Source organism: Colwellia sp. MT41 (assembly GCF_001444365.1).
GTDB lineage: Bacteria > Pseudomonadota > Gammaproteobacteria > Enterobacterales > Alteromonadaceae > Colwellia > Colwellia marinimaniae.
Genome location: NZ_CP013145.1, coordinates 3,759,413 through 3,782,396 on the forward strand (window position 1 = coordinate 3,759,413; position 22,984 = coordinate 3,782,396).

Below are 22,984 nucleotides of genomic sequence, written 5' to 3' on the forward strand. Positions count from 1 at the left end.
GCACAGTTGGGCGCCTAAAATAATTAACACCATTATGCAATTATCAGAAATATTAACAACAAGCTGTACCACTTGTGATGTAGAAATCACCAGTAAAAAACGTATTTTAGAAAAAATTTGTCAACTCGCTGCCAAGCAAATCGGTGATATAGAACAAGATGATCTGCTAGAAAGTTTACTTAATAGAGAAAAAATGGGTAGTACCGGCATAGGAAACGGCATTGCCATACCCCATGGTCGATTACCTAATGCCAATAAAGCTGTCGCAGTGTTAATAACAACAGAACAAGCTATTGATTTTGATGCCATAGATAATAGGAATGTAGATGTTTTTATTGCCTTATTTGTGCCGGAAAATAGCTGTAAAGAACACTTAATTACCCTACAAAGTATCGCTAAATTATTTAGTAATAAAAAGATGATTAAGCGAGTTCGCAAATGCCATGATAATCAAGCACTCTATAACCTAATTCAACAAGCTAGTAATACCCTAGATGCCATATAGTAAAGTACACGGATATAAGATATAAGAATGAAACTAATCATAGTTAGTGGCCGCTCTGGCTCGGGTAAATCAGTTGCCCTACGCGTATTAGAAGATCTTGGTTATTATTGTGTCGATAACATTCCAATTAACCTCTTACCGGCATTAATCCATACGGTTATCAATGACTATGAAAACGTTGCCGTCAGTTTAGATGTACGAAATTTACCAAAAGATCCCGAAGATATTCCTGAAATCATTGCCTACTTACCTAGAGCAGTAGACGTTAATACCTTATTTCTTGATGCCGATGATAAAGACTTAATCAGGCGTTTTAGTGAAACACGTCGTTTGCACCCCCTTATAAAGGAGAATATGACCCTTGAGCAAGCGATTACCCGAGAAAAGTCATTATTAGAGCCGATATCAACGAATGCTGACTTATACATAAATACTAGCCAACTTACCCCTCATCAACTTGCTGATTTAGTCAGGGAAAGGATTTTAGGCAAAAAGACCGGTTCCATGGTACTGGTCTTTAAATCGTTTGGTTTTAAACACGGTATTCCAATCGATGCCGATTATGTTTTTGACGCGAGGTTTTTACCTAATCCTTTTTGGGAGAAATCACTGAAGGGCAAAACAGGGGTTGATGCAGAGGTCAAAGATTTTCTTGCCAGCCAAGCGATAGTCACTAAGTTTATTTGGCAAATTAACAGTTTTATGATGACATGGTTACCACACTTAGAACGCAACAATCGTAGTTATGTCACTATAGCTATTGGTTGTACCGGTGGCAAACATAGATCAGTTTATATCGCAGAAATGTTAGCCAAGAATTTCCGTAAAGAGCGCGAAGATATTCAAACGCACCATAGAGATATTCATATAAAATCAACTTAATAAGTGAGCAGAATAATGGGTGCTATAGTATTGCCAAAAAAATCCCAACAAGTGACCATTTGTAATAAGTTGGGTTTGCACGCTCGTGCAGCCACTAAACTTGCACAATTAAGCCAAAAGTTTTCCGCACAAATCACCCTAGAATTAGCGGGAAAAAAAGCCGATGCAGGGAGTATTATGGCGCTGATGCTATTAGCTGGTGGCCAAGGAAAAACAGTTAATATCACCGCACAAGGCGAAGATGCACAACTAGCGTTAACTGAAATATGCCAACTTATTTCTGATAAATTTGATGAAGCTGAATAAAAAAATCGACTAAAAAAGTATCTATCTCAAGATTAAAAAGCTGATAAAAACACTAAGTTACGATAAACTTACGCTGTTTTTAGCTGTTTCCCAAAGAAAGCTGTTTTCTTTTATCCTTAAGTAATCCTCAGTTTCGCTACTTTCACAGCGACACATTCTTACAGGGTTTTCAGTGTACTAAATAGCAAAGAGGCAGAGTAGGCTATGCCAGAAGTATCAGAACAAGAATTTAACCAACAAAGGTTACAACAAGTTAACGAAGCGCTTAGCAGTGGTATGTTCGTCTATGTACGAAAACTGCTGCAACATATGCCGGCCTTCGATCTAGCCCTTATTTTAGAGTCTTCCACAGCAAAAAATCGACCGGTACTTTGGCAACTTATTGATCCTGATTTTCATGGTGAAGTGCTCGAAGAACTTAATGAGGAAGTCCGTAAAGGCATTCTTACCAGCATGCCGCCTGAAAAGCTTGCAGCGGTTGCCGAAGGCATGGACATTGATGATTTAGCTGAAGTTTTACGTACATTACCTGACAATATTTTTAACGAAGTCCTCGAGTCGATGGACTCACAAGACCGTAGCCGGGTCGAAACCGCATTATCTTATGAAGAAGATACTGCCGGTGGCATAATGAATACCGATACTATCACCTTGCGTCCCGATGTAAGTGTTAAGGTAGTATTACGCTACTTGCGTCTCAAAGGTAACCTGCCAGATGCCACTGACTCCTTCTATGTCGTTGACCGTAACAATCGTTTTATTGGTGTGGTATCTCTTGCTGCCATAGTAACAGCCAAGGCAGAAGCTATCGTCTCTTGTTTGATTAATGCTGAAGTAGAAGCGGTGCAAGCAAATATGGATGAGCAAGATGTTGCCCAGCTGTTTGAACGTCACGATTGGTTTTCTGCTCCCGTAATTGATGAGCAAGGTCACTTACTCGGTCGGATAACCATAGATGACGTAATTGATATCATCCGTGAGAATGCCGAACACTCTATGATGAGTATGGCGGGTTTAGACGATGAAGCAGATACATTTGCCCCGGTAATTAAAAGTACTAAGCAGCGCACATTATGGCTGGGGGTAAACCTGATCACCGCATTGATGGCTGTTGCCGTGACCAGTATGTTTGAAGATGTCTTTCAACAATTGGCTATTTTAGCCGTATTGAACTCTTTGGTGCCCAGTATGGGTGGTGTTGCTGGTAATCAAACCTTAACCCTGGTTATCCGTGGTATGGCATTAGGTCATGTCGGTGACAGTAATGCCCGGGCACTACTGAGTAAAGAAGTAGCGATTGGCTTTTTAAATGGCATTATTTGGGCGACATTAATTGCCACGGTCGTAGCGATATGGAAACAAGATTTAATGCTTGGTGGTGTCATTGCTTTCGCCATGTTGATGAATATGACCGCCGCTGGACTTGCTGGTGTCAGTATTCCATTGATATTAAAACGCATGAAGATTGACCCTGCGCTGGCTGGTGGCGTTATTCTTACCACAGTGACCGATGTCCTGGGTATTTTTGCTTTCCTAGGCACCGCAACGCTGTTTCTTACATAAAAAGTTTTACCTAGTAATAGTGACTTAGCTAAATATTAATCAAAAAAAGCGTCACCTAATCAAATAGATAACGCTTTGTTATTATTGGTGAAGTAATAAGTTTACTTACTAATGTCCGGCGACTTGCATCTCATCAATCAAAATTGAACCGGTGTGGATACTACCGCGTAAATCAACATCAGAGCCAACAGCAACAATACCTTTAAACATCTGCGCTAAATTCCCGGCAATAGTAATTTCACTCACTGGGTAAGCAATTTCACCATTTTCAACCCAAAATCCAGCCGCACCACGAGAGTAATCACCATTGATAATATTAACGCCTTGACCCATTAGTTCGGTCACCAGTAAACCTGTTCCTAGGGTTTTTAACATAGCATCAAAACTACCATCATGACCTTTGGCGTCAACCAGCCAATTATGAATACCGCCAGCATGGCCTGTGGTAGTTAGCCCAAGCTTACGGGCGGAATAGCTAGTCAATAAATAAGTTTGTAAGGCACCCTGACTAATAATTTCTCGATCTTGGGTTAATACGCCTTCACTATCAAAAGCACTACTGGCTAACGCCCTAGCAATGTGAGGTCTTTCACTGATATTTAAAAACTTAGGAAAAACATCGTTACCAATGGCATCAAGTAAAAAAGAGGATTTACGATATAAGTTGCCACCACTGATAGCGGCAATAAAGTGTCCCCAAATAGTATTGGCAATATCCGCTCTAAATAATACCGGAACTTTACTGGTCGCTATTGTTTGTGGGTTTAGACGAGATAGCACCTCTTGTGACGCTTGCAAACCAATATTTTTGGCACTTTCTAGTAAAGCAAAATCACGATTAACCGTGTACGCATAATCCCGCTCCATATCGTCACCGTCACTAGCAATCATCACACAGCTTAAACTATGGCGAGTACTTGGGTAGCCCACCAACTGGCCATGACTATTACCATAAACTTTAAAACCCGAAAAACTATCAAAGCTGGCACCGTCTGAATTACTAATACGAGCATCTACTGCTAAGGCGCTTTCCTCACACTCTTTGGCCAGATCAATCGCCTCTTCGGTACTTATTTCATGTGGATGATATAAATCCAAGTCCAGTGGCTGCATTGCCAACAGTGCTTTATCTGCTAAACCCGAACAATCATCAACCGAGGTGTACTTGGCAATATTTACTGCCGCAGTAACCGTTTTAGTCAATGCTTGCTCTGACAAGTCTGCCGTTGAAGCACTGCCTTTACGTCCTTGTCGATAAACAGTAATGCCTAAAGCGCCATCATTAGTAAATTCAACATTTTCCACTTCACCCATACGGGTACTTACACTTAAACCTTGTTGGCGACTCATCGCTACTTCAGCACCATCGGCGCCAAGAGATTTAGCGAGTTCAAGTACAGTGGCAACACGTGCTTTAACTTCGCTAAGTTGTTGTCTGATTGGATCATGGGATTTAGAGGCTGGGGTCATATTGGTTTCTACTTTCTCTTTTCTTTTTAAGGATTAACAAGGCTAAAACAGCAACTTAGCCTATTAAGTACTGGGCACTATCGAGATTAAATTTCCTAATTTCTTAGCGTGACTGGGCTAGACAGCACTCGCCGCGAATAAACCCCTTTATCTCGAACAAGGTTTGACCGCGAAAGATCAACAGCCCCGATAAATTTAATGATATAATAAGGCTAATTATTATTTATTTTACCATGGTATTAGACATTATTATGCCCCAGTCAGCCAACGATATCGACGATTCATCAGAAGAAATAGAAGAAGAATTTAAAAGTAAAACCGAAATTAAGCGTGAAATGCATAAATTACAAGATTTCGGCCAAAGCTTAGTGGATATGTCTAAGCATCAGCGTAGTCGTTTGCCTTTAACCGAAGAGCTAAAATATGCTATGGTTTTAGCTGACAAGATCGCCAATAAACATGAAGCTTTACGCCGTCACATTCGTCATATTGGTAAAATATTATTTGAAACCGACCTAGAGCCAATTCACCATGCTATCGAAGTGATGGCCAATAAACATCAACAAGAAACAGCAAAATTTAATCGCTTAGAAAGTATTAGAGATGAATTAATTGCCCAAGGTAATGATGCTGTTGAAGCTTTAATTAGTGAATTCCCACAAATTGAACGTCAAAAAATCAAGCAGTTAGTACGTAACGCAGTAAAAGAGAAAAAAGCCGAGAAACAAGGTAAGCATTATAAAAGCTTATTCATTTACCTAAAAGCGAACGCCTAATAAAAATCCTGAAACGCTCAGCGCGAGTCACTATGCAGCAAGCACTCATTGAAAAATCAGTGCTTGCTGCATAGAAAGGGCTAACTACTGGGTACCACCAATTGTTATTTCATCAATTTTCAAGGTCGGTTGACCGACACCAACCGGTATACTTTGGCCATCTTTACCACAAATACCAACACCGGCATCAAGTTTTAAGTCGTTACCAACCATACTGATCCGTTTCATTGCATCGGGACCATTGCCTATTAAAGTAACACCTTTTACCGGTGAGGTTATTTCACCATCTTCAATTAAATAAGCTTCTGAGGTGGTAAAAACGAACTTACCCGACGTGATATCAACCTGACCTCCGGCAAAGTTTGGTGCAAAAATACCTTTTTTCACCGACTTAATAATATCTTCCGGGCTAGACTCCCCTGCTAACATATAAGTATTTGTCATGCGTGGCATAGGTAAATGGGCATAAGATTCACGTCGACCATTACCTGTTGGCTGCACGCCCATTAAGGCTGCATTATGCTTATCTTGCATGTAACCTTTTAAGATACCCTTTTCAATTAAGACGTTATATTGCCCAGGTGTACCTTCATCATCTATAGTGATAGAGCCACGGCGGTTAACTAAGGTACCATCATCAACAATGGTACAAAGTTCAGAGGTCACTTTTTGACCAATTTTACCTGAAAAGGCTGACGAGCCTTTACGGTTAAAATCGCCCTCTAAACCATGGCCAACCGCTTCATGTAATAATACGCCAGGCCAGCCGGCACCCAATACCACAGGGTAAGTGCCTGCAGGGGCTTCAATGGCCACTAAGTTGACTAACGCTTGTCTAACTGACTCTTCAGCATACGCAAGGTAACGTGCTTTGTTATCACCCGGCTCAACTTCAAAGAAGTAACTATAATCAGTACGTGCGCCACCACCGGCACTCGCTCGCTCACGCTTGCCATTGTCTTCGACTAAGACTGAACAATTTAATCGCACTAACGGCCGAATATCCGTAGCGTAAGTACCATCACTAGCACTGATTAAAATAGTTTCATAGACAGCTGATAAGCTGGCAATTACCTGCTTAACCCTGCTATCCACTTGCCGCGCATGTGCCTCAACTTGATGTAATAAATCAATTTTTTGCTCTTGGGTTAAACTGCCAAGTGGCTCAACTGATTGATAAACCTTGATAGGTGTAGTGCGGTTAAACGCTTTCACGGTTGCCCCTTTGCCACTATCCGCAATACCTTTGGCCGCATCTGCCGCCTGCTGTAATGCTTCGGGGGAGATTTCATCAGAATAAGCAAAGCCTGTTTTCTCGCCTGAAATGGCTCTTACGCCAACACCACGTTCAATGTTATACGAGCCTTCTTTAATAATTCCATCTTCTAACACCCAGGATTCATGCTGACTCGCTTGAAAATATAAATCAGCGTAATCAACTTTTCGTCCCATCATACTTTTCAAGGTTTTGATTAATACTTCATCATCAATATGACTATCACTTAATAAGGATTTTTCAACACTATTCATTAGGTATGGGCTCTTCGGCTATGTTCTTTAATTATAATCGCTGCAATTAATTATTCAGCGGCGAGTTCAACGGCATATTTTGACGTATGCCTGTTACTGATTTTTTTTGGTATTCAACGGTAATAAAACCTTCACCTGTGGCTAGGCTCTGTTCAATTTCGCCCCACGGGTTAATAATCATTGAATGCCCCCAAGTTTCGCGGCCATTTTCATGAACCCCTTCTTGTCCGGCAGCAATAATATAGACTTGATTTTCTATCGCCCTTGCTTGCAATAATATTTGCCAGTGTGCTTTGCCGGTTACTTTAGTAAAGGCACTGGGTACGGTAATGATCTCGGCACCCGCTTGCGTCAGCCGCTGAAATAAGTTGGGAAAACGTAAATCGAAACACACTGATAGGCCAATGTTAGCAAATACTGTGTTTACTACAATTAGCTCTTTGCCCGCTTGGGTATAGTGAGACTCACAATAACTCTTGGTATTATCGCTGACATTGACATCAAATAAATGCATTTTATCGTATTGCCCTAGCAAATCACCACTGGGGCTAAACACACAGCTACTATTAGTAAATTTAGTGGCTGAAGTCGTTAAAATAGGCACAGTACCGGCAACTAAATACACCTTAAACTGCTGGGCCAGTCGGCCTAGGGCTAAACGAAGCTCATTCGCTGCTGCCGATGTTTTTGCCAAAGTTAATTGTTCACTATCTTTACCACCAAAGTATAAACAACATTCAGGTAATACCACTAAATGCTGAATAGGCTCTTTTATAACATCTTCTGGCTTAGCTATGCTACCACTGCCGTTGTAAACCGCTGTCGGGGTTGCCGTAATTTTGGCGAGCAACTCAGCTATTTTAGCAAGGTTGGTGGCAACATTAGCCGTTGAGGATAATTGTATTGCGCTCAGTTTAATCATCAATTACCTCGGACTTTTTTGACGACGTCACAGGGAGAGTCTTATCAACTGCTGACTCTTCTTGTTGTACCTCTTCCGTTGGTACTGTGCCCTCGATATTAATATTCTTACTTTTTCGATCTACTTCCTCAAAAATTGGATTGTCAATGTTACCGGTTAATTTATAGTTCAACTGATAAACCACCTGTGATTTGATCACTTGATCTATGGCAACACCAGCAAGAAAAGTCACTGGATTCAACGATGTCACTATCCAAGCAAGTACAGGTAAACTTGAAGTTAAATTGGGTTTATATGACATATCATAAGCCAGCTCACCTGTGACTAAATTGGTCTGCCCAGTCATAAACAAATCACCGGCTGTGCCTTTCATTTCGGTATTATCGGTAGTTAACAAGCCCTGTTTTATTTGATAGTCACCTTTGATATTACTGTAAAACATACCATCGCTAAATATATCACGAAAATCAAGGGTCAACTTACGTACCAATGACTGTAAACTGAGCACCGACAGAGCGCGCGCCTTATCATCAATATCCGCTAAATAGCCATCATCTAACCTAGCATTAAAATCACCATTTAAGTGACTAACATCAAAATTATGTAAACCGCCAGGCCAGTTCAAGTTTAAAGTAACTTCGGCACCACTGTCTTTAATGATCGAATCATAGCCCATTGCTTGTAATTCGCTTTCTATATCGTCCACCGATAACTGACCCGTTAACGAGGTGGTTGATTGTTGTTCATTATGAAGCCAACTACCGTCAAGGGTTAATTGGGTTTTCCCGCGCTTGGCGGTAAAGTTAGCAAACTCTATGGTTTGATGATCAATACGCTTAATATTTACATCAACTTCCCCTAGTGTCAGTAAACCTATCGTGCAGCTATCACAATGAAATTTTATCGGCGGGATATTAGCAAAAATAATATCGTTTTCAGCTTTATCTAGCGGTTGCCTTGCCGGTGATAACTCTGTCTCTACTGCTGATTTTTCAGCTTGTCTCAGTTTTAAAAATTCGGCATTGATATCTAAACCTTGGCCTAACCAATCAGGATAAATTTTTATCTGGCTACGGATTTCTTCGGCATTCAGTTGTAATAGCCACCATTGCGGTTTATCCAACAAGTTAAAAGACACATTATTAAGTTGCTGACCTAGTATTTGTAACTGAGCAATGGTGCCTCTAATTCTTTTGGGTTTGGCTAAAAACGGCGTTGACTTTGTTGGCGTAGAATTTGAGCTTATGCTGCTACTGGGTTGATTAATACTATCGAGAATATCGCTGATCAGTGGTTGCCATAAGGAAAAATCTGCTTGCTGCAACTGAGTAGTTATATGAAAGCCGTCACTAGCTAATGCCATAGTGCCTTGCCCTAGCATTAAATTAGCACGACTAAAAGCAGTAGTATCGTGATCTAATAAGCCAGAGAAGTGCATTTTATCGCCATAGTTCATCACTATTTTTGATTGTTCCAATTGGCCATTAATTTGTACCGATAAATGGTTTTCTTGTTTATCACTACGTTCATAAGGAGGGGGTAGCAATAACTGAGTATTGTTTAAAGCAGAGTCAAAATTAGCCTGATATGAAAAACCACCTTGATGGTGCTGATGTAGGGATAGTTCGCCTTGCCACGACAGTTCACCTTGGGTATATCGTCGTAATGGTGCTGGTACAAAGGACAACCATTGCTCTTCTCGCCATAAGGCAGAAAGTTTAATATCAGTATGGTAGTAATCCGCTTTATCCATGCCAGTGATATCAAGAGCAATAGGTAAGCCTTGCCAAACCAGCTGTAAATTTTTAGTGCTAATTTTATCATTACTAAAGCTTAATTGCCCTTGAACCTCACTGAAATTCATCTGCGGTGTTTGCAAGCTAGCTTTATTATTATTAAAGTTGATAGTACCACTGGCCAAGGCTTGCTCATTATTATTAAGCGGTAGGTTTAAATGAAATTCACCACTCACCTCACCGGTAATTTGTAGTTGTGCCAAGACACTACCAACGCTATCTTTAAGTGGGCTTTGATTGAGCAAGTCACCGATATAACGCGGCTCTGTTGGTTTAATCTCAGCATCTACCGTCAAAATTTGACCATGGGCTAAATCAGCAATTCCTGCCCGCACCCCAGTAACATCTAAACCTGTTAATTTCCCCCCTCGACCGGTAATTAACATAGTGTTATTAGTGAAGTTTAAATTAGCAAAAAAGTCAGTAATGGCTGGCCAACCTTCAACAAACTTAAACTCAGCTTTACTTAACTCAGCATCAACGACAAAAATGCCACTACCATCGGAAAAAGGAAAGCGACTAATAGGGCCATTTATCAAAATTTGGGCATTTTCAACACGACCAGAGACAACAGCAGCATTGAGGTAACTCACTAAGTTATCACTCATAATAGCTAAGGGTAAGTAACGGCCCACTAAGCCGGCATTAGCATTTGAAATACTCGCCAATAGCGCTAAATTTACTTCACCATCAAGCGGTACCTCAACTTTAACTTGTGCTGATAAGTTAATTTCTTTAGAAAGAAACTCAAATTTTTCAACGGTCAATGCCCAACCTTCATCATCAAATTTAGCATTGAGCTGCCCTGATAAACGTTGATAGGGAAAAGCTTGCACAAACATCTGGTCGAAGTCTAACCTGCCCTGTTCGGCGTTAAAATTCACCGATAAATAATTGTCTACATAGCTCAGTTGCCCGGAAACATTCTCTAACCCTGGAATACCTTGGCTATAGTTATTATTAAACTTTGAAAAGTTAGTCACCACCTGCAGTTCGTTGTTATAGTTACGAATATAGAGGTCTTCGATTTTTCCGTTTAAGCTCATCTCAGCAAGTATTTTATGTGTTGCTTGTTTTGCCACAATTAACGGCGTTAATTGCGCTAACATAGCAATATCTATTTCGGAAAGATGTATTGAAAAATCATCGCCTTGCTTAATTAACATAGCGGTAAATTGTTGTGTTGCTTGTTGGTTAAATTGCAGAGATAACGGCGTACTATAAAGCTTAAAGTCTTGCGCTTTTTTACCTTTAACCAGTAATATTTGCCCCTGCTCTAACGTGAGCTTTTGTTCTTGCTGGTCAAACAACCAATTAATGCTGCTATCTGAGATATCTATTTGTAAACGATTAACTTCACTGTTATTGACTTCTAGCCAGGCGGAAAAATTAATATCAGTTTTGGTTTTATCATTTTCAATGACTAAAATGCTATCTAACCAGGGAGTTATATCGAGATGGTTGGCTTGTAAATATACTTGTCCAGATAAAGTACTGCCCGGCTCCCCGTGTAAATCTACTTTCAACTGCAAATTATTAGAACTCAAGCCGTTTAGTACCACACTCCCTTGAGCTTGATGACGCTCACCCGTATTTAACCAATCTAATTGATTTAACCCTATGCTACGGGTGATAGTTTTATTTCGCACTATCAGTTGGCTATCACGAATAGAAAAGCGTTTTATACGATGAAGAAAAATATTACTGATAACGTCAATATCATTCGCGTCATTGTCTATTTCGGTAATTGCAAGGGCATTTTCATCTTCTGGTGATAGCCACAAGCGCTGTGAGATATCAACTTGAGCGCCAAAAATAACCAGATTTTTAGAAATAAGCCTTTGTTCACTTATGCTGCGCCAAAAATCAATTTGTAATTCCAATTGTTTAATAAAGATCGAAGCCCTTTCGGTGTCAAGCACTTGCACATCACTAATGACCAGAATCGGCCCAGAGCGTTGCCAAGTCATGCTTAAGTCACCAATGGAAATATTCGTTTGTGAGATGTCGTTTAAATAATTTTGCAGGGGTAATTTATAATGGTGAACATAGGGTAAAAATAAACGAAAGGCACTGATTAATACCGCCAGCAGCACCAATAAAATGGCAATAGATTTATAAAGGCGGTTTAGCCAACAGTTAGCAGTGCTTGCAATACTCATTAAAACTTAGCGAGTCCTATATTTATTATGCTAAAAATACCCGAATGGCTATTACATCATAACAACGTCAAATTGTTCCTGATTATACATGGGTTCGGCCAGTACTTTAATCGACTTACCAATAAAAACTTCAACTTCAGCTAAATTATGGTATTCATCATTAACCAGAAACTCACTGACGGCACTAGCAGCATAGACAGTAAACTTATCTGCTTCATGAGCACGATTTACTCGAACTATCTCTCTAAGTACTTCAAAACAAACAGTTTCTACCGTTTTTAAATGCCCACGACCGCTACAAAGTGGGCACTCGCCACACAACACATGCTCTAAACTTTCACGTGTTCGTTGTCGTGTCATTTCTACTAAACCAAGCGCTGAGAAGCCATGAAGGCTGTATTTTACCTTATCCTTGCTCATCGCCGTATCTAGGCTGTGCAATACTCGTCGTTTATGATCTTCATTGTGCATATCGATAAAATCGACAATGATAATACCACCAAGGTTTCTGAGTCTCAGCTGTCGAGCAATAACCTGAGTTGCCTCGATATTGGTACTAAAGATGGTATCGGCAAGGTTTCTATGGCCAACAAAGGCGCCGGTATTAATGTCTATAGTAGTCATGGCTTCGGTTTGATCTATGATCAAATAGCCACCAGACTTCAGCTCTATTTTCCGGTGCAGTGCCCGCTGAATTTCTCGCTCGACCGAGAACAAATCAAAAATAGGAAGCTCGCCTGGGTAATATTCTAATAACGGTGTCAATTCAGGGACAAATTCTTGGGTAAAAGCGTCCAGATCTTGATAGGTAAGCTTAGAATCAACCCGGATACGCTCTATATCAATGCCAACAAAGTCTCGCAGTACTCGAAAAGACAATGATAAGTCTTGATATAAGGGTAACTTGGTTTGTTTTCGTTGTTTACGGGTTAATACTTTTTGCCATACTCTACGTAAGAACTCGGCATCATGCTGTAGCTCAAGCTCACCAGCACCTTCACCCGCAGTTCTGACAATAAACCCTTGATGCTCATCACAATAGGGACTGACAATGTCTTTTAAACGCTCGCGCTCATCGGCCCCTTCAATGCGTAGCGATACACCGGCATGTTGAGAGTGAGGCATTAACACTAGATAACGTGAGGCTATGGTGATATCTGTCGTTAAACGTGCACCTTTAGAGCCAAGGGGATCTTTAACAACTTGCACCATAATTTGTTGCCCTTCATGCACTAAAGAGCGAATGTCTACTGCTTGATCATTTTCTTCTTTTAAAATCAGTTTGCTTTTAATATCAGAAGCGTGCAAAAAAGCCGCTTTCTCTAAGTTAATATCAATAAAAGCGGCTTGCATACCGGGTAAAACACGAATCACCTTGCCTAAATACACATTGCCAACAATGCCTCGCTTGCCTTGTCGCTCAATATGCACTTCTTGCAATGAACCATTTTCCACCAAAGCAACACGTGTTTCGCTAGGAGTAACATTAATTAATAACTCGGCACTCATATATAGCCCTTACTTCAATAAATTATTTTGCATTGATGGCACCAATAAAACCGGCCTTAGCCAGTAATTGGGCTGTTTCATATAACGGTAAACCCACCACAGCTGAATAGCTGCCGTTGATAGATTTAACAAATTGTCCCGCAATTCCCTGAATGCCATAACTGCCCGCTTTATCTTGCGGTTCACCTGTTAACCAGTAAGCGTGAATTTCTGCCTTGCTCAGAGCTTTAAAAGTCACTTGTGTACTGATCACTTGCCCCTGGACACTCGTTTGGCTAGCCAAGGCAATTGCCGTTAATACCTGGTGCTGATTATTGGATAATAACGATAAGGTCTTAAGACAATCGGCTTCGTTAACGGGCTTACCTAATATTTGGCCATTTAATACCACACAGGTATCTGAGCCTAAAACATGACTGTTGGCTTGTTCAGCTTTAGGTAATAACCTCAATACATGTTGTGCTTTTAACTTCGCTAAACGTAAAACATAGTCATGAGCGGTTTCAGTGGCATCTACTGTCTCATCAATATCACTTACCCGTACAGTAAATTGATAGCCTAATTGTGTTAACAACTCTCTGCGCCGTGGAGATTGCGAGGCTAAAATAAGCTGTTGACCGCTAGCTATGGTGTTAATGATACTGTCTGTCATAAAATTATTTACTGCTATAGCAAGACCTTGAGCCATTGTTTAATTATTTAATGCGAAAGTGACGACGAACACGGCGTAACAATAAAAACACCCATGGCCACAAGACAATTGTCGTTATCACTGGATATAAATAATTGGGCAGGAAGACCACATCACTTAAAAAACGTTGTAACCAAAAAACCACCAAATGATATTGTGCCGAAAGTACACCAATTATTAAGGCTTGTTGCCATACTGAAAAATTTCTAATTTTTTGAAAATTAACCACGACAATATAAACTGATAAGGCCATAGCACAGGCATGCACACCCAGCACAGAGCCGAGCAAAACATCAAGAATAAAACCCATCACCCAAGCAGTAATGATATTTACTTTATTGGGTAAAGCTAAACACCAGTAGACCAAAACAATTAGTACCCAATCGGGGCGAAACGCATCAACACTAAGCGGCATTGGCGTAATACTGGCCATCAAGGCAATAAGTAAGGTCAACAAAATAATAAAGCCATTATTGCTAAACATTAAGACTTACCTGCGCTTGCTTGCTTACTATTTGCCGAGTTAGCCTCATTAACTGACTGCTCTTTAGACGGCTCTTTTGAAAGTAATAACATATAGCGTAACCTATCAATTTGCGCGACCGGCTTACTATAAATAGTGGCAAATTCCCGTGACTCATCGGCGCGTACAAGAACTACTCGGGCAACCGGATACCCTTCTGGGTACTTGCCACCTAAACCTGAGGTAACTAATAAATCACCTACTTTGACATCGGCACTGTGCGGCACAAAATTATGGATAAGTCGATCAATTTGGCCACTACCTGAAGCAATAAGCCTTAAGCCATTTCGTTGAATACGCACAGGAATAGCATGAGATATATCAGTGATCAAAATCACTCTTGAGCTACTGGCACCCACATGTAATATTTGCCCAACAATACCCTTTTCATCAAGTACCGCCTGACCTTCGTAAACACCATCATTGGTGCCACGGTTAATAACCACCTGATGAGAATAGGGATCACTATATACCGAGATGATTTCGGCAAACATTTTATTTATTTCACCGCGAACAGGAGAGGAAAGTAATGAGCGTAATCTTTCATTTTCTTGTCGAACCATACTAAGCTGCATCGCTTGTTCGTGATAAAATAGTTCATTTTCACGAAAAATTTTATTTTCTTTCATCAATTGTTGGCGAATGACGATATTCTCTGCCGCCCAATTCATCATTTGTTTCGGCGCATTAGCCATATATTGCAAGGGACTCACTAACGACTGCAAATAACCACGTGCGGTTTCAAAACTTGCCATTTTATGGTCGAAAAAAATCAAGGCCGCCGAGCAGCACAGTACCAAAATAAGTCGGTGTGCTGGTGATGTGCCTTGATTAAAGATTGGGTTCATAAAAAGTTACAGGCTAGAAGTGTAGGGCTTAAACGCTATACAGAGATTATCATTCAACAATAGAGCACCATAACTATCAAAAGAATTATATGTATTTTCTATCAATAGTTTATTCACAGGCATTTAGCTTAAGTACAAGGCAATAGCACGGAGTTGACGCTAGTCAATGAGTACTATTAACGCTGTAATTACGCTAAATGACACAGAAGAAAAATTGATTTTATTCGTATGAGAAAAGGTCGCCACCATGCATATCAATCATCTCAAGGGCTTTACCACCACCTCTGGCAACACAGGTTAATGGGTCATCCGCCACAACGACCGGAATGCCGGTTTCTTCCATTAATAAACGGTCCATGCCTTTTAATAAAGCACCGCCACCAGTTAAGACCATACCACGCTCGGCAATATCCGAAGCTAACTCTGGCGGAGCTTGCTCTAATGCCACCATAATAGCACTAACAATACCACTTAAGGGCTCTTGTACTGCCTCTAAAATTTCATTGCTATTTAAGGTAAAGCTACGTGGTACACCTTCAGCAAGGTTACGGCCACGTACTTCTATTTCAGTAAGTTCTTCACTTGGGTAAGCAGAACCAATTTCATGCTTGATGCGCTCAGCCGTTGCTTCACCAATTAGGCTACCAAAGTTACGGCGAACATAGTTAATAATGGCTTCATCAAATTTATCACCACCAATACGGACAGATGATGAATAAACCACGCCATTAAGGGATATAATACCCACTTCGGTAGTACCACCACCGATATCGACCACCATAGAGCCCGTTGCTTCTGAAACAGGCAGGCCCGCACCAATAGCTGCGGCCATTGCCTCATCAATTAAGTAAACCTCACGAGCACCAGCGCCCATGGCTGATTCTCGAATGGCACGGCGTTCAACTTGGGTAGAGCCACAAGGAACACAAATTAATACTCTAGGGCTAGGGCGTAAAAAATTATTGCTATGCACTTGTTTAATAAAGTGTTGTAACATTTTTTCGGTAACGAAGAAGTTAGCAATTACACCATCTTTCATCGGGCGAATCGCTTCAATATTGCCAGGGGTTCTACCTAACATAGCTTTAGCGGCAGCACCTACGGCAGCAACACTTTTAGTGCCACCGGCACGGTCTTGACGAATAGCAACTACAGAAGGCTCATTTAACACTATACCTTGGTCTTTTACATAAATAAGTGTATTTGCGGTACCTAAATCGATGGAAAGATCGTTAGAAAACATGCCGCGTATTTTTTTAAACATAAGCTCAAAATGTCCTGTAAAGTGCGAATTAAGTAGACGCTGTTAATAGACGAATAACAGATCAGATAATCATACCTTAGTATTAAGCTAATGTGTTGCTTTTTTGAAATAAAGCACTAAAGAAGTATAAAAAAATGAGACCTTAGTCTCATTTTTAATACCACAGATAAAACTAGTTTATTTTGTCTATCTCACGCTGATAAATAATACGGTCATTACCGCGGAAAATACCAAAGGTAAGAGTCGTGGTTGGGTTATTGGTAAAGTTATCATCATTATTCCAATCATATTGCAGCCAAGTTGGCACTTGATACTCAAATGATAAACTTCCTTGACGACCATCGCCTGGCGCTGAAAACAATAACGACTGATATAAACCACTGACAAAACTTCTAGCTTCTACACTCGGAGTGGTGTGACTTGGCAATAAATTATCAGGACCGCCAATATCGGCTAAGCGATAATGCCAAAGTTCCATGCCTCCATCACCAATATTACCAGTATTCTCTATGTCGCCGATTTCAGGAATAAGACAGTTTTCTTGCTCATTATCGATAAAAGTTGTGCCATTAAAGTGTTGAGTGCGCATAGTTACCGGTAAAATTGAGGTTTCAGGGCCATAACTGTTTGCAAGTAACCAACGGCCAAAACGTATTTCAACTCCGGAAGTAATGACTTTCTCTGTAGCAATAATATTTGTATCACTGCCACTATAGAGTCTTACCTCGTCTGTATCTTCCACCCCTGTAACAAGGAAGGGGATATTGGCCGGGAAAGCTTGCAGCTTTGAATGCTTATTATGTTCATAAATAAAATGATCTTGCTCATTAAATGTGTATGAGACAACGCCATTAGTACCACTTGCCATTGGCGCATCACCAGCACTCATATTTGCACTCAAGTGTACTTTTTCATCGTTTCCATCTGGATAAAGACGAGACATGGCATCATCTGCTATTGGCGCAGGAATTGTGATCCCTGACGCTGTTAGCTTCATAAAGCCCGGTTTTGTATAATTCTGGGTGATATCACCATCAAGATTAAATGCAGTTATATTTATGATTGGAGATGAAAAATCATCATATGAAATTGCACCAACAGTACTGCCACTTCTATCCCGAGTTTGTCCTGCATATACCCAACTATTCATCTGACAAGTATCATAATGAATGGCATTTAAAGTACCGTGATCATTAACCGTTTGAGTAAAGTAAGCTGGAGTAAAGCGGCCAACATAAGGAGCAAAACCGTCAATATTAATATCTGCGGCTAAATAATTTTCTTTTAAAGCCGCTAAAGAAATAATACCTACTTCATCATAAGTACCAGTATCAACGTTAATCCCCAAGCTAAAGTCTGCTCCAGTTAAAGTTAATTCTCCCAATACACCGGTTGAGGGCGCTACCAATCCATGAGTCAAACTAGTTAAGGTCACATCAGTAAAGTTTGCCGTAGTGGGGTTTGTGGTTAAATCCTCACCTTGATCGGCTAAACCGTTATTATTGGCATCATCACCTGCCTGCCAAGCAATTGCTCGAGTACTAATTCTTATCTCACCGCCTGCGACGGTAAAAACATCTGCAGAGCTTCCGTTACCATCAGTTGCTGCAGGATTAATTTTATAATCGATATCATTTGTGGGTAAGTTTTTATCAACAAAAATATCAAAGGCAAATGGCCGCACATATATTGAGTTAGAGCTACCCGTTATGAATTCACCTGATGGATTACCATCATCATCAGGTAATTCAAAACGGGCATGTAATTGCATTGCGCCAGCATCAGCATAAGTAAAAACAAATTCGGCACTATGTTGGCTAACACCGCCAAAGTCTAAAGCCACGTCCGTAAAAGGTAAGCTATTAAAAGCTGTACTCACTGGGGCAGTGCCAATATCAGTTCCTGATATGTTTACTACTTTGGTGCCCGTATTAGGGGTTTGATAACTGGCTGCCATATCTATAACCGAGCCTGTTATCAATAAAGGAGCACAAGCGCCAGAGTTATCCGTTTTCACCGCTTCAACTTTTAAAACATCGGCATTGTAGCCAATAGTTGATGGTTTACCTGAAAGCTGTAGCGGTAGTAGGGTACTACCTGAGGCAACAGAGACAAACCTAAAGCCTGCATCAGTAAAAACCACTTCACAAGTTGCCGGGGCACCATAGGTGCATTCATACGCTTGATCTAGACTTAAAGTTACATCTTCTTGTTTGGTATGAATATAACTAACATCAATTTCGCCCCCAACAAATGTAACGTTTTTATTTAACACCACGTTATTACTGCTATCGGTCACTGATAGCACTACATTTGCTTCATCAAGGTAAGGACTACAAGCAGCATCCGCACAGGCTTTAATGGTAATGATATCTTGCTCACAAGTCAGACCTTGCCCGTTTTGGGTGCTAACTTCGAAGTGATCTATATAACTATCACACAGGTGAACTTCTTGATAGATAGCATCAATTTCGGTAGCAGATAATGCACCACTATATAATTTAACTTCATCAATTCCGCCTTGGAAATATCGACCTGAAAAGTACTGATCTTGCCCTATTTGCAGTGGATCAGTATTCGAGAACAAATTAGTCGATTGATTATCCTGCCCTTTATTAACACCATTAACATAGATAACTTGCTCGCCATCTTTATAAGTAATAGCTATGTGGTACCAGTTATTAGCAGTAATATTTGCGCCTGAGCTGTTAAAAGAACGTGCGGCGCCAGTCGCATCATTCCACCACCAGTAAATTTCACCATCCGGCGTAACATGAAATTCATAGTTTGTATCTTTAGATAAAATCGTCATCAAGCCTGATGACGGTAACTTAGTAGGATATATCCAAGTTGAAATGGTGAATTCGTTAGTGAAGCTTAAGCTATCATCGTGTGCTATTTGTACAAAATCATTAACACCATCAAAGTATCCATAGCCACAAGTACCTGGGTTGCCGACCCTTGCAGGGTTAACCCTATCGGTACTCAAGCCACCAACCGCCGTGCCGTGTAATGTACCAAGTTGACTTACAACTTCACCACTGCTGCCATTCCAGCTAAGTTCATCCATCTGATAGTAAGCAACAAGTTCAGCCGCACAGCCATTATCATCATTCATATCCGTTTGAATTTCGCTCAACGTAAGCACTTTATTATAAATTCTTACTTCATCATAATTACCACGTGAAGAATACGGTGAAGCTATATTTGAATTTCCTGTTTGGGTATAATTAGAAGCATTATCACCAAAGACTATTTGCTTGAGTTCCCCCATAGCACCATTGGTATTTCTACTTTGCTGAATTTGTAGTGTTCCATCAACATAAATGGCAAAATCATTGGCAAGATAATCCCAGGTTACCGTCAAATAATACCAAGTATCAGCGACTCTGTTAGTTATTGATGGCTCAACTAAAATAAAATCTCTATCAACCGAGTCTTCAAAGGCAAATTTTAATCGGCCATCTTGCTGAATTTCAAAGACAAAGTATTTATCAGTTACATTACTTCCTGAGCTAGCATCAAACAATACCCGTTCTTGCCCTTGGTCCCAATCAATTCTACTGTTAAACCAAAAGCTTATTGTGCCTTTTAGCCCTATATGGTCATTAACATCTAAACTAGAACGAAAAGAATCCGTTATGCCGTTATAATCGTTCCAGCTTTCACTTTCAAAACCACGACAATACTTACCGTTTACAGTCGATAAACCACCAAAAATATTCTCAGCATGATTATCTAAGCCGCTGGTATCATCTATTTGGGTGGAAATATTAGTTTGTTCAAATCTATGTAATGCCAGCAGAGTTCCTGTGGGTACAACAGGCTCACAAAAACCATGAGGGTCAAAGTCATCTAACATTGATGAATCAAAGGTATAACGGCCACCTTCTTTTACATCAAAGCTACCTGATGCTGAAACCGCACCGTTAAAGGTAATACCTTTTTCTAGGACCACATCACCATTAACGTAAATAAAGCCATAAACTACTGCATTTTCTTCTATCTTTAAATTGCCATCAACTACTATCAGTAATTCAGACGGGTTACCTGTACCTAAGAAAGGCACATTTAAACCTACGCCTTTTTTGAAAACAGCATTACCAGATATGTAAATAGCGCTAGTGCCGCCTGAGGTTATTAAACGATAGTTTTCGTTATCAGGAGCCGCGTTATAAAAGTTATATTCGGCATCAGTAAATGTCCAGCTATCAGATAAATCAGGAAAACTACCAAGGTTTGAGTCAAGGTTTATCGAGCCAACCGAGGTAAAGTCTTCAAAAGCACAGTTTACCCAATTACCATTAACATAACATAAAGGCCTATTTGAGCCAGTGACAATAGAGCCACTGCCCGCGAATGGTTGGCCTCCTGGAAATACAACATCACAACTTAGTGGTGTATCTTCATTTGGAGCTCCGCCAGTATTTCCTCCTGAGTTGCCATTACCCGAATTACCCCAATATCCAGTGCCATCAGGCATACGACGGTAATCGTGAGAGTTTGACTCTGTTGCATCCCAATCATATGTAAGGCATATAGTATCATTCAAACTTTGCTGTGCCATATAGCCAACACTTAAATAATCGATTGTTTCGCCAAGAGCATCTGTTAGAAGAACATCAAAACCTTTATTCGTTGGAATAAAGCTTGTTGCTACAACAATATACGGGAGGGTTGTTGATACACTTAAAGGTAGTTCACTAGTACATTCATTTTTATTTCCCTTTTCCTTACATATTTTCACTTTCCAAGTAGTGTAGGTACCTTCAGAAATAGAACTATCTAGCAACTTTATTTCAATAAACCCTACACTGCCCGCTTCATTTAAGGTTGCTAGCCCCATATATTGAGAACAAATAGCAAAAACTTGTGTGCTTAATAACAGTAAAGAAAAGCAGAGTATTTTAATGTAATTATCCATCTACAAACTCCTCGCTTCAACTTGAATGGTGCGACTGCTTTTAACGATAACCTTGCTATTAGCATCCATAACACCACTGCCACATTCGCCGGTGCTGGTTAAGCGGTAATATTTTGTGCCATCGAGTCCTGTGTGGTAATTTTCACAACTTGTTGTGGCTTCACAGTCATAAAGACCCGGGATATCTTCACCGAAAGCAGTTTGTAAATCATATGGTTTATCGGTAAATGCTGTATCACAAGTGTCAGATGAAGTTACATTGAAAGGGAATAATAACTGTAACTCAGCTTGCATAGCCGAATTAGCCGCCATATAAGCGCGAGTTCCTAATATCTCTTGAGAAACTGTTTCACTACTGGTGGAGATCATGCGCATTAAAACACTGCCCAATAAGGTCAATATAATGATGACAAACAAGGCTAGTATTAGCGAGCTACCTTGCTGTTTAGAACTATAAGCTAAGTAAGTGCACGCTTTTATTTCAGGCAAATGCTGATAGCGAATAGACATATTGGCGTTAGGGTTACAATTCATATGAAAAAGTTACTACAAAGATAACGTTAAGCACTTATTTTTGCAATATAAAGCATAAAAAAAGCCCCGTAAAACGGGGCTTTGATTGAAGCTATAGCATTTATAAAAATAGAAAAAAAGATTAAGCTGATTTTTTACTCATCTTGATTTGCAAAGCAATGAGAGCAATTGCAAAAAGGGTAATAGTAAACGGCTCAGGAATGGGTTTTGGTGCTGGAGCTTGGGGCAGAGAATTACGTACGTAGAAAGTATCATGGGTAGCATAATCATAATAATTAAATACTGCATCCGCAATAACATTTTCATGATAGTCAAAAGCAATGTTACCAATCTCAAAATCAGACAAACTATAACCTGTGTCTACATTAGAATTAAAGAAACGAATCGCATTTTTATAATCACCTGTCTCATTATTTTGAAAGTTTAATAATGTTATATTTGCTTTAAAAAAATCACTCTCAGATGTATTAGCTAGACGCCAGCCAGTGATAGCTGTTGGTGCATAGAATTCATTTAAAAGTACGCCGTCTTGATAATAATATTGTACATTAAAATTTGACACCCAAGCCCAATCTAAATCGATACCATTATGATCAACAGTAATGTAATCATTATCTGTTAACATTAAAGTTGCATTTGCTAAAGCACTTACTGATAAACATACCGCTAAGGTTAATACTTTTAATAACTTCAAAATAAGTCTCTTTAATTAAATTTTATTACAGGTGTTATCATCTGGATGAGTGTAAGCAATAAACGTTCCAAAAAAACAATCTATT

At 40.0% G+C, this 22,984-nt stretch carries 17 protein-coding genes; 5 read left to right on the forward strand and 12 right to left on the reverse strand.

Going from position 1 to position 22,984, the window contains the following annotated elements:
- Positions 1 to 34 precede the first annotated feature (34 nt).
- The 4 genes from ptsN (at position 35) to mgtE (ending at position 3,256) form a co-directional block, all read left to right on the forward strand.
- Complete coding sequence (gene ptsN, locus CMT41_RS15915; RefSeq protein WP_057182607.1) at positions 35 to 505, forward strand: PTS IIA-like nitrogen regulatory protein PtsN; 471 nt, start codon at positions 35 to 37, stop codon at positions 503 to 505.
- 27 nt (positions 506 to 532) lie between these two features.
- Complete coding sequence (gene rapZ / locus CMT41_RS15920) at positions 533 to 1,387, forward strand: RNase adapter RapZ (RefSeq protein ID WP_057182609.1); 855 nt, start codon at positions 533 to 535, stop codon at positions 1,385 to 1,387.
- A gap of 30 nt (positions 1,388 to 1,417) precedes the next feature.
- Positions 1,418 to 1,693 (forward strand): HPr family phosphocarrier protein, encoded by a 276-nt coding sequence (locus tag CMT41_RS15925; RefSeq protein ID WP_057182719.1) that lies wholly within the window; start codon positions 1,418 to 1,420, stop codon positions 1,691 to 1,693.
- A gap of 204 nt (positions 1,694 to 1,897) precedes the next feature.
- The gene (gene mgtE / locus CMT41_RS15930) at positions 1,898 to 3,256 is read left to right on the forward strand and encodes a magnesium transporter (RefSeq protein ID WP_058027809.1); all 1,359 of its coding nucleotides are present in this window, start codon (positions 1,898 to 1,900) and stop codon (positions 3,254 to 3,256) included.
- 108 nt (positions 3,257 to 3,364) lie between these two features.
- Here the strand turns inward: mgtE and pmbA are convergent, their stop codons facing one another.
- Positions 3,365 to 4,726: a metalloprotease PmbA gene (pmbA, locus tag CMT41_RS15935; protein ID WP_057182613.1), complete on the reverse strand. Its 1,362-nt coding sequence runs from the start codon at positions 4,724 to 4,726 to the stop codon at positions 3,365 to 3,367.
- A gap of 251 nt (positions 4,727 to 4,977) precedes the next feature.
- On the opposite strand from pmbA, the gene yjgA reads away from it, so the two are divergent.
- Positions 4,978 to 5,502 (forward strand): ribosome biogenesis factor YjgA, encoded by a 525-nt coding sequence (yjgA, locus tag CMT41_RS15940; RefSeq protein WP_231733089.1) that lies wholly within the window; start codon positions 4,978 to 4,980, stop codon positions 5,500 to 5,502.
- Positions 5,503 to 5,586: 84 nt separating this feature from the next.
- Here the strand turns inward: yjgA and tldD are convergent, their stop codons facing one another.
- The 11 genes from tldD to CMT41_RS15995 all read right to left on the reverse strand — a co-directional run bounded on the left by tldD (position 5,587) and on the right by CMT41_RS15995 (position 22,899).
- A complete protein-coding gene (gene tldD / locus CMT41_RS15945) occupies positions 5,587 to 7,032 on the reverse strand; it encodes a metalloprotease TldD (protein ID WP_057182617.1) in 1,446 nt (481 codons plus the stop codon).
- Positions 7,033 to 7,078: 46 nt separating this feature from the next.
- A complete protein-coding gene (locus tag CMT41_RS15950; RefSeq protein WP_057182619.1) occupies positions 7,079 to 7,954 on the reverse strand; it encodes a carbon-nitrogen hydrolase family protein in 876 nt (291 codons plus the stop codon).
- Positions 7,947 to 11,912, reverse strand: a complete 3,966-nt coding sequence (locus CMT41_RS15955) for a YhdP family protein (RefSeq protein WP_058027810.1) — start codon at positions 11,910 to 11,912, stop codon at positions 7,947 to 7,949. The genes CMT41_RS15950 and CMT41_RS15955 overlap by 8 nt, the downstream gene beginning before the upstream one ends.
- Before the next feature lie 51 nt (positions 11,913 to 11,963).
- Positions 11,964 to 13,421 carry a ribonuclease G gene (gene rng / locus CMT41_RS15960; RefSeq protein WP_058027811.1) on the reverse strand — a complete coding sequence of 486 codons (1,458 nt, stop codon included), beginning with the start codon at positions 13,419 to 13,421 and terminating at the stop codon, positions 11,964 to 11,966.
- Positions 13,422 to 13,443: 22 nt separating this feature from the next.
- Positions 13,444 to 14,073, reverse strand: a complete 630-nt coding sequence (locus CMT41_RS15965; RefSeq protein WP_058028260.1) for a Maf family protein — start codon at positions 14,071 to 14,073, stop codon at positions 13,444 to 13,446.
- A 43-nt stretch (positions 14,074 to 14,116) separates the two neighbouring features.
- Positions 14,117 to 14,596: a rod shape-determining protein MreD gene (gene mreD / locus CMT41_RS15970; RefSeq protein WP_057182628.1), complete on the reverse strand. Its 480-nt coding sequence runs from the start codon at positions 14,594 to 14,596 to the stop codon at positions 14,117 to 14,119.
- Positions 14,596 to 15,483: a rod shape-determining protein MreC gene (gene mreC, locus CMT41_RS15975; protein WP_058027812.1), complete on the reverse strand. Its 888-nt coding sequence runs from the start codon at positions 15,481 to 15,483 to the stop codon at positions 14,596 to 14,598. The genes mreD and mreC overlap by 1 nt, the downstream gene beginning before the upstream one ends.
- Before the next feature lie 220 nt (positions 15,484 to 15,703).
- Complete coding sequence (locus tag CMT41_RS15980; protein WP_057182630.1) at positions 15,704 to 16,747, reverse strand: rod shape-determining protein; 1,044 nt, start codon at positions 16,745 to 16,747, stop codon at positions 15,704 to 15,706.
- A 172-nt stretch (positions 16,748 to 16,919) separates the two neighbouring features.
- The gene (locus tag CMT41_RS15985) at positions 16,920 to 21,671 is read right to left on the reverse strand and encodes a LamG domain-containing protein (RefSeq protein WP_058027813.1); all 4,752 of its coding nucleotides are present in this window, start codon (positions 21,669 to 21,671) and stop codon (positions 16,920 to 16,922) included.
- Positions 21,672 to 22,205: a hypothetical protein gene (locus CMT41_RS15990; RefSeq protein ID WP_058027814.1), complete on the reverse strand. Its 534-nt coding sequence runs from the start codon at positions 22,203 to 22,205 to the stop codon at positions 21,672 to 21,674.
- A 121-nt stretch (positions 22,206 to 22,326) separates the two neighbouring features.
- Positions 22,327 to 22,899 carry a hypothetical protein gene (locus CMT41_RS15995; RefSeq protein WP_058027815.1) on the reverse strand — a complete coding sequence of 191 codons (573 nt, stop codon included), beginning with the start codon at positions 22,897 to 22,899 and terminating at the stop codon, positions 22,327 to 22,329.
- Between the last annotated feature and the right edge of the window lie 85 nt (positions 22,900 to 22,984).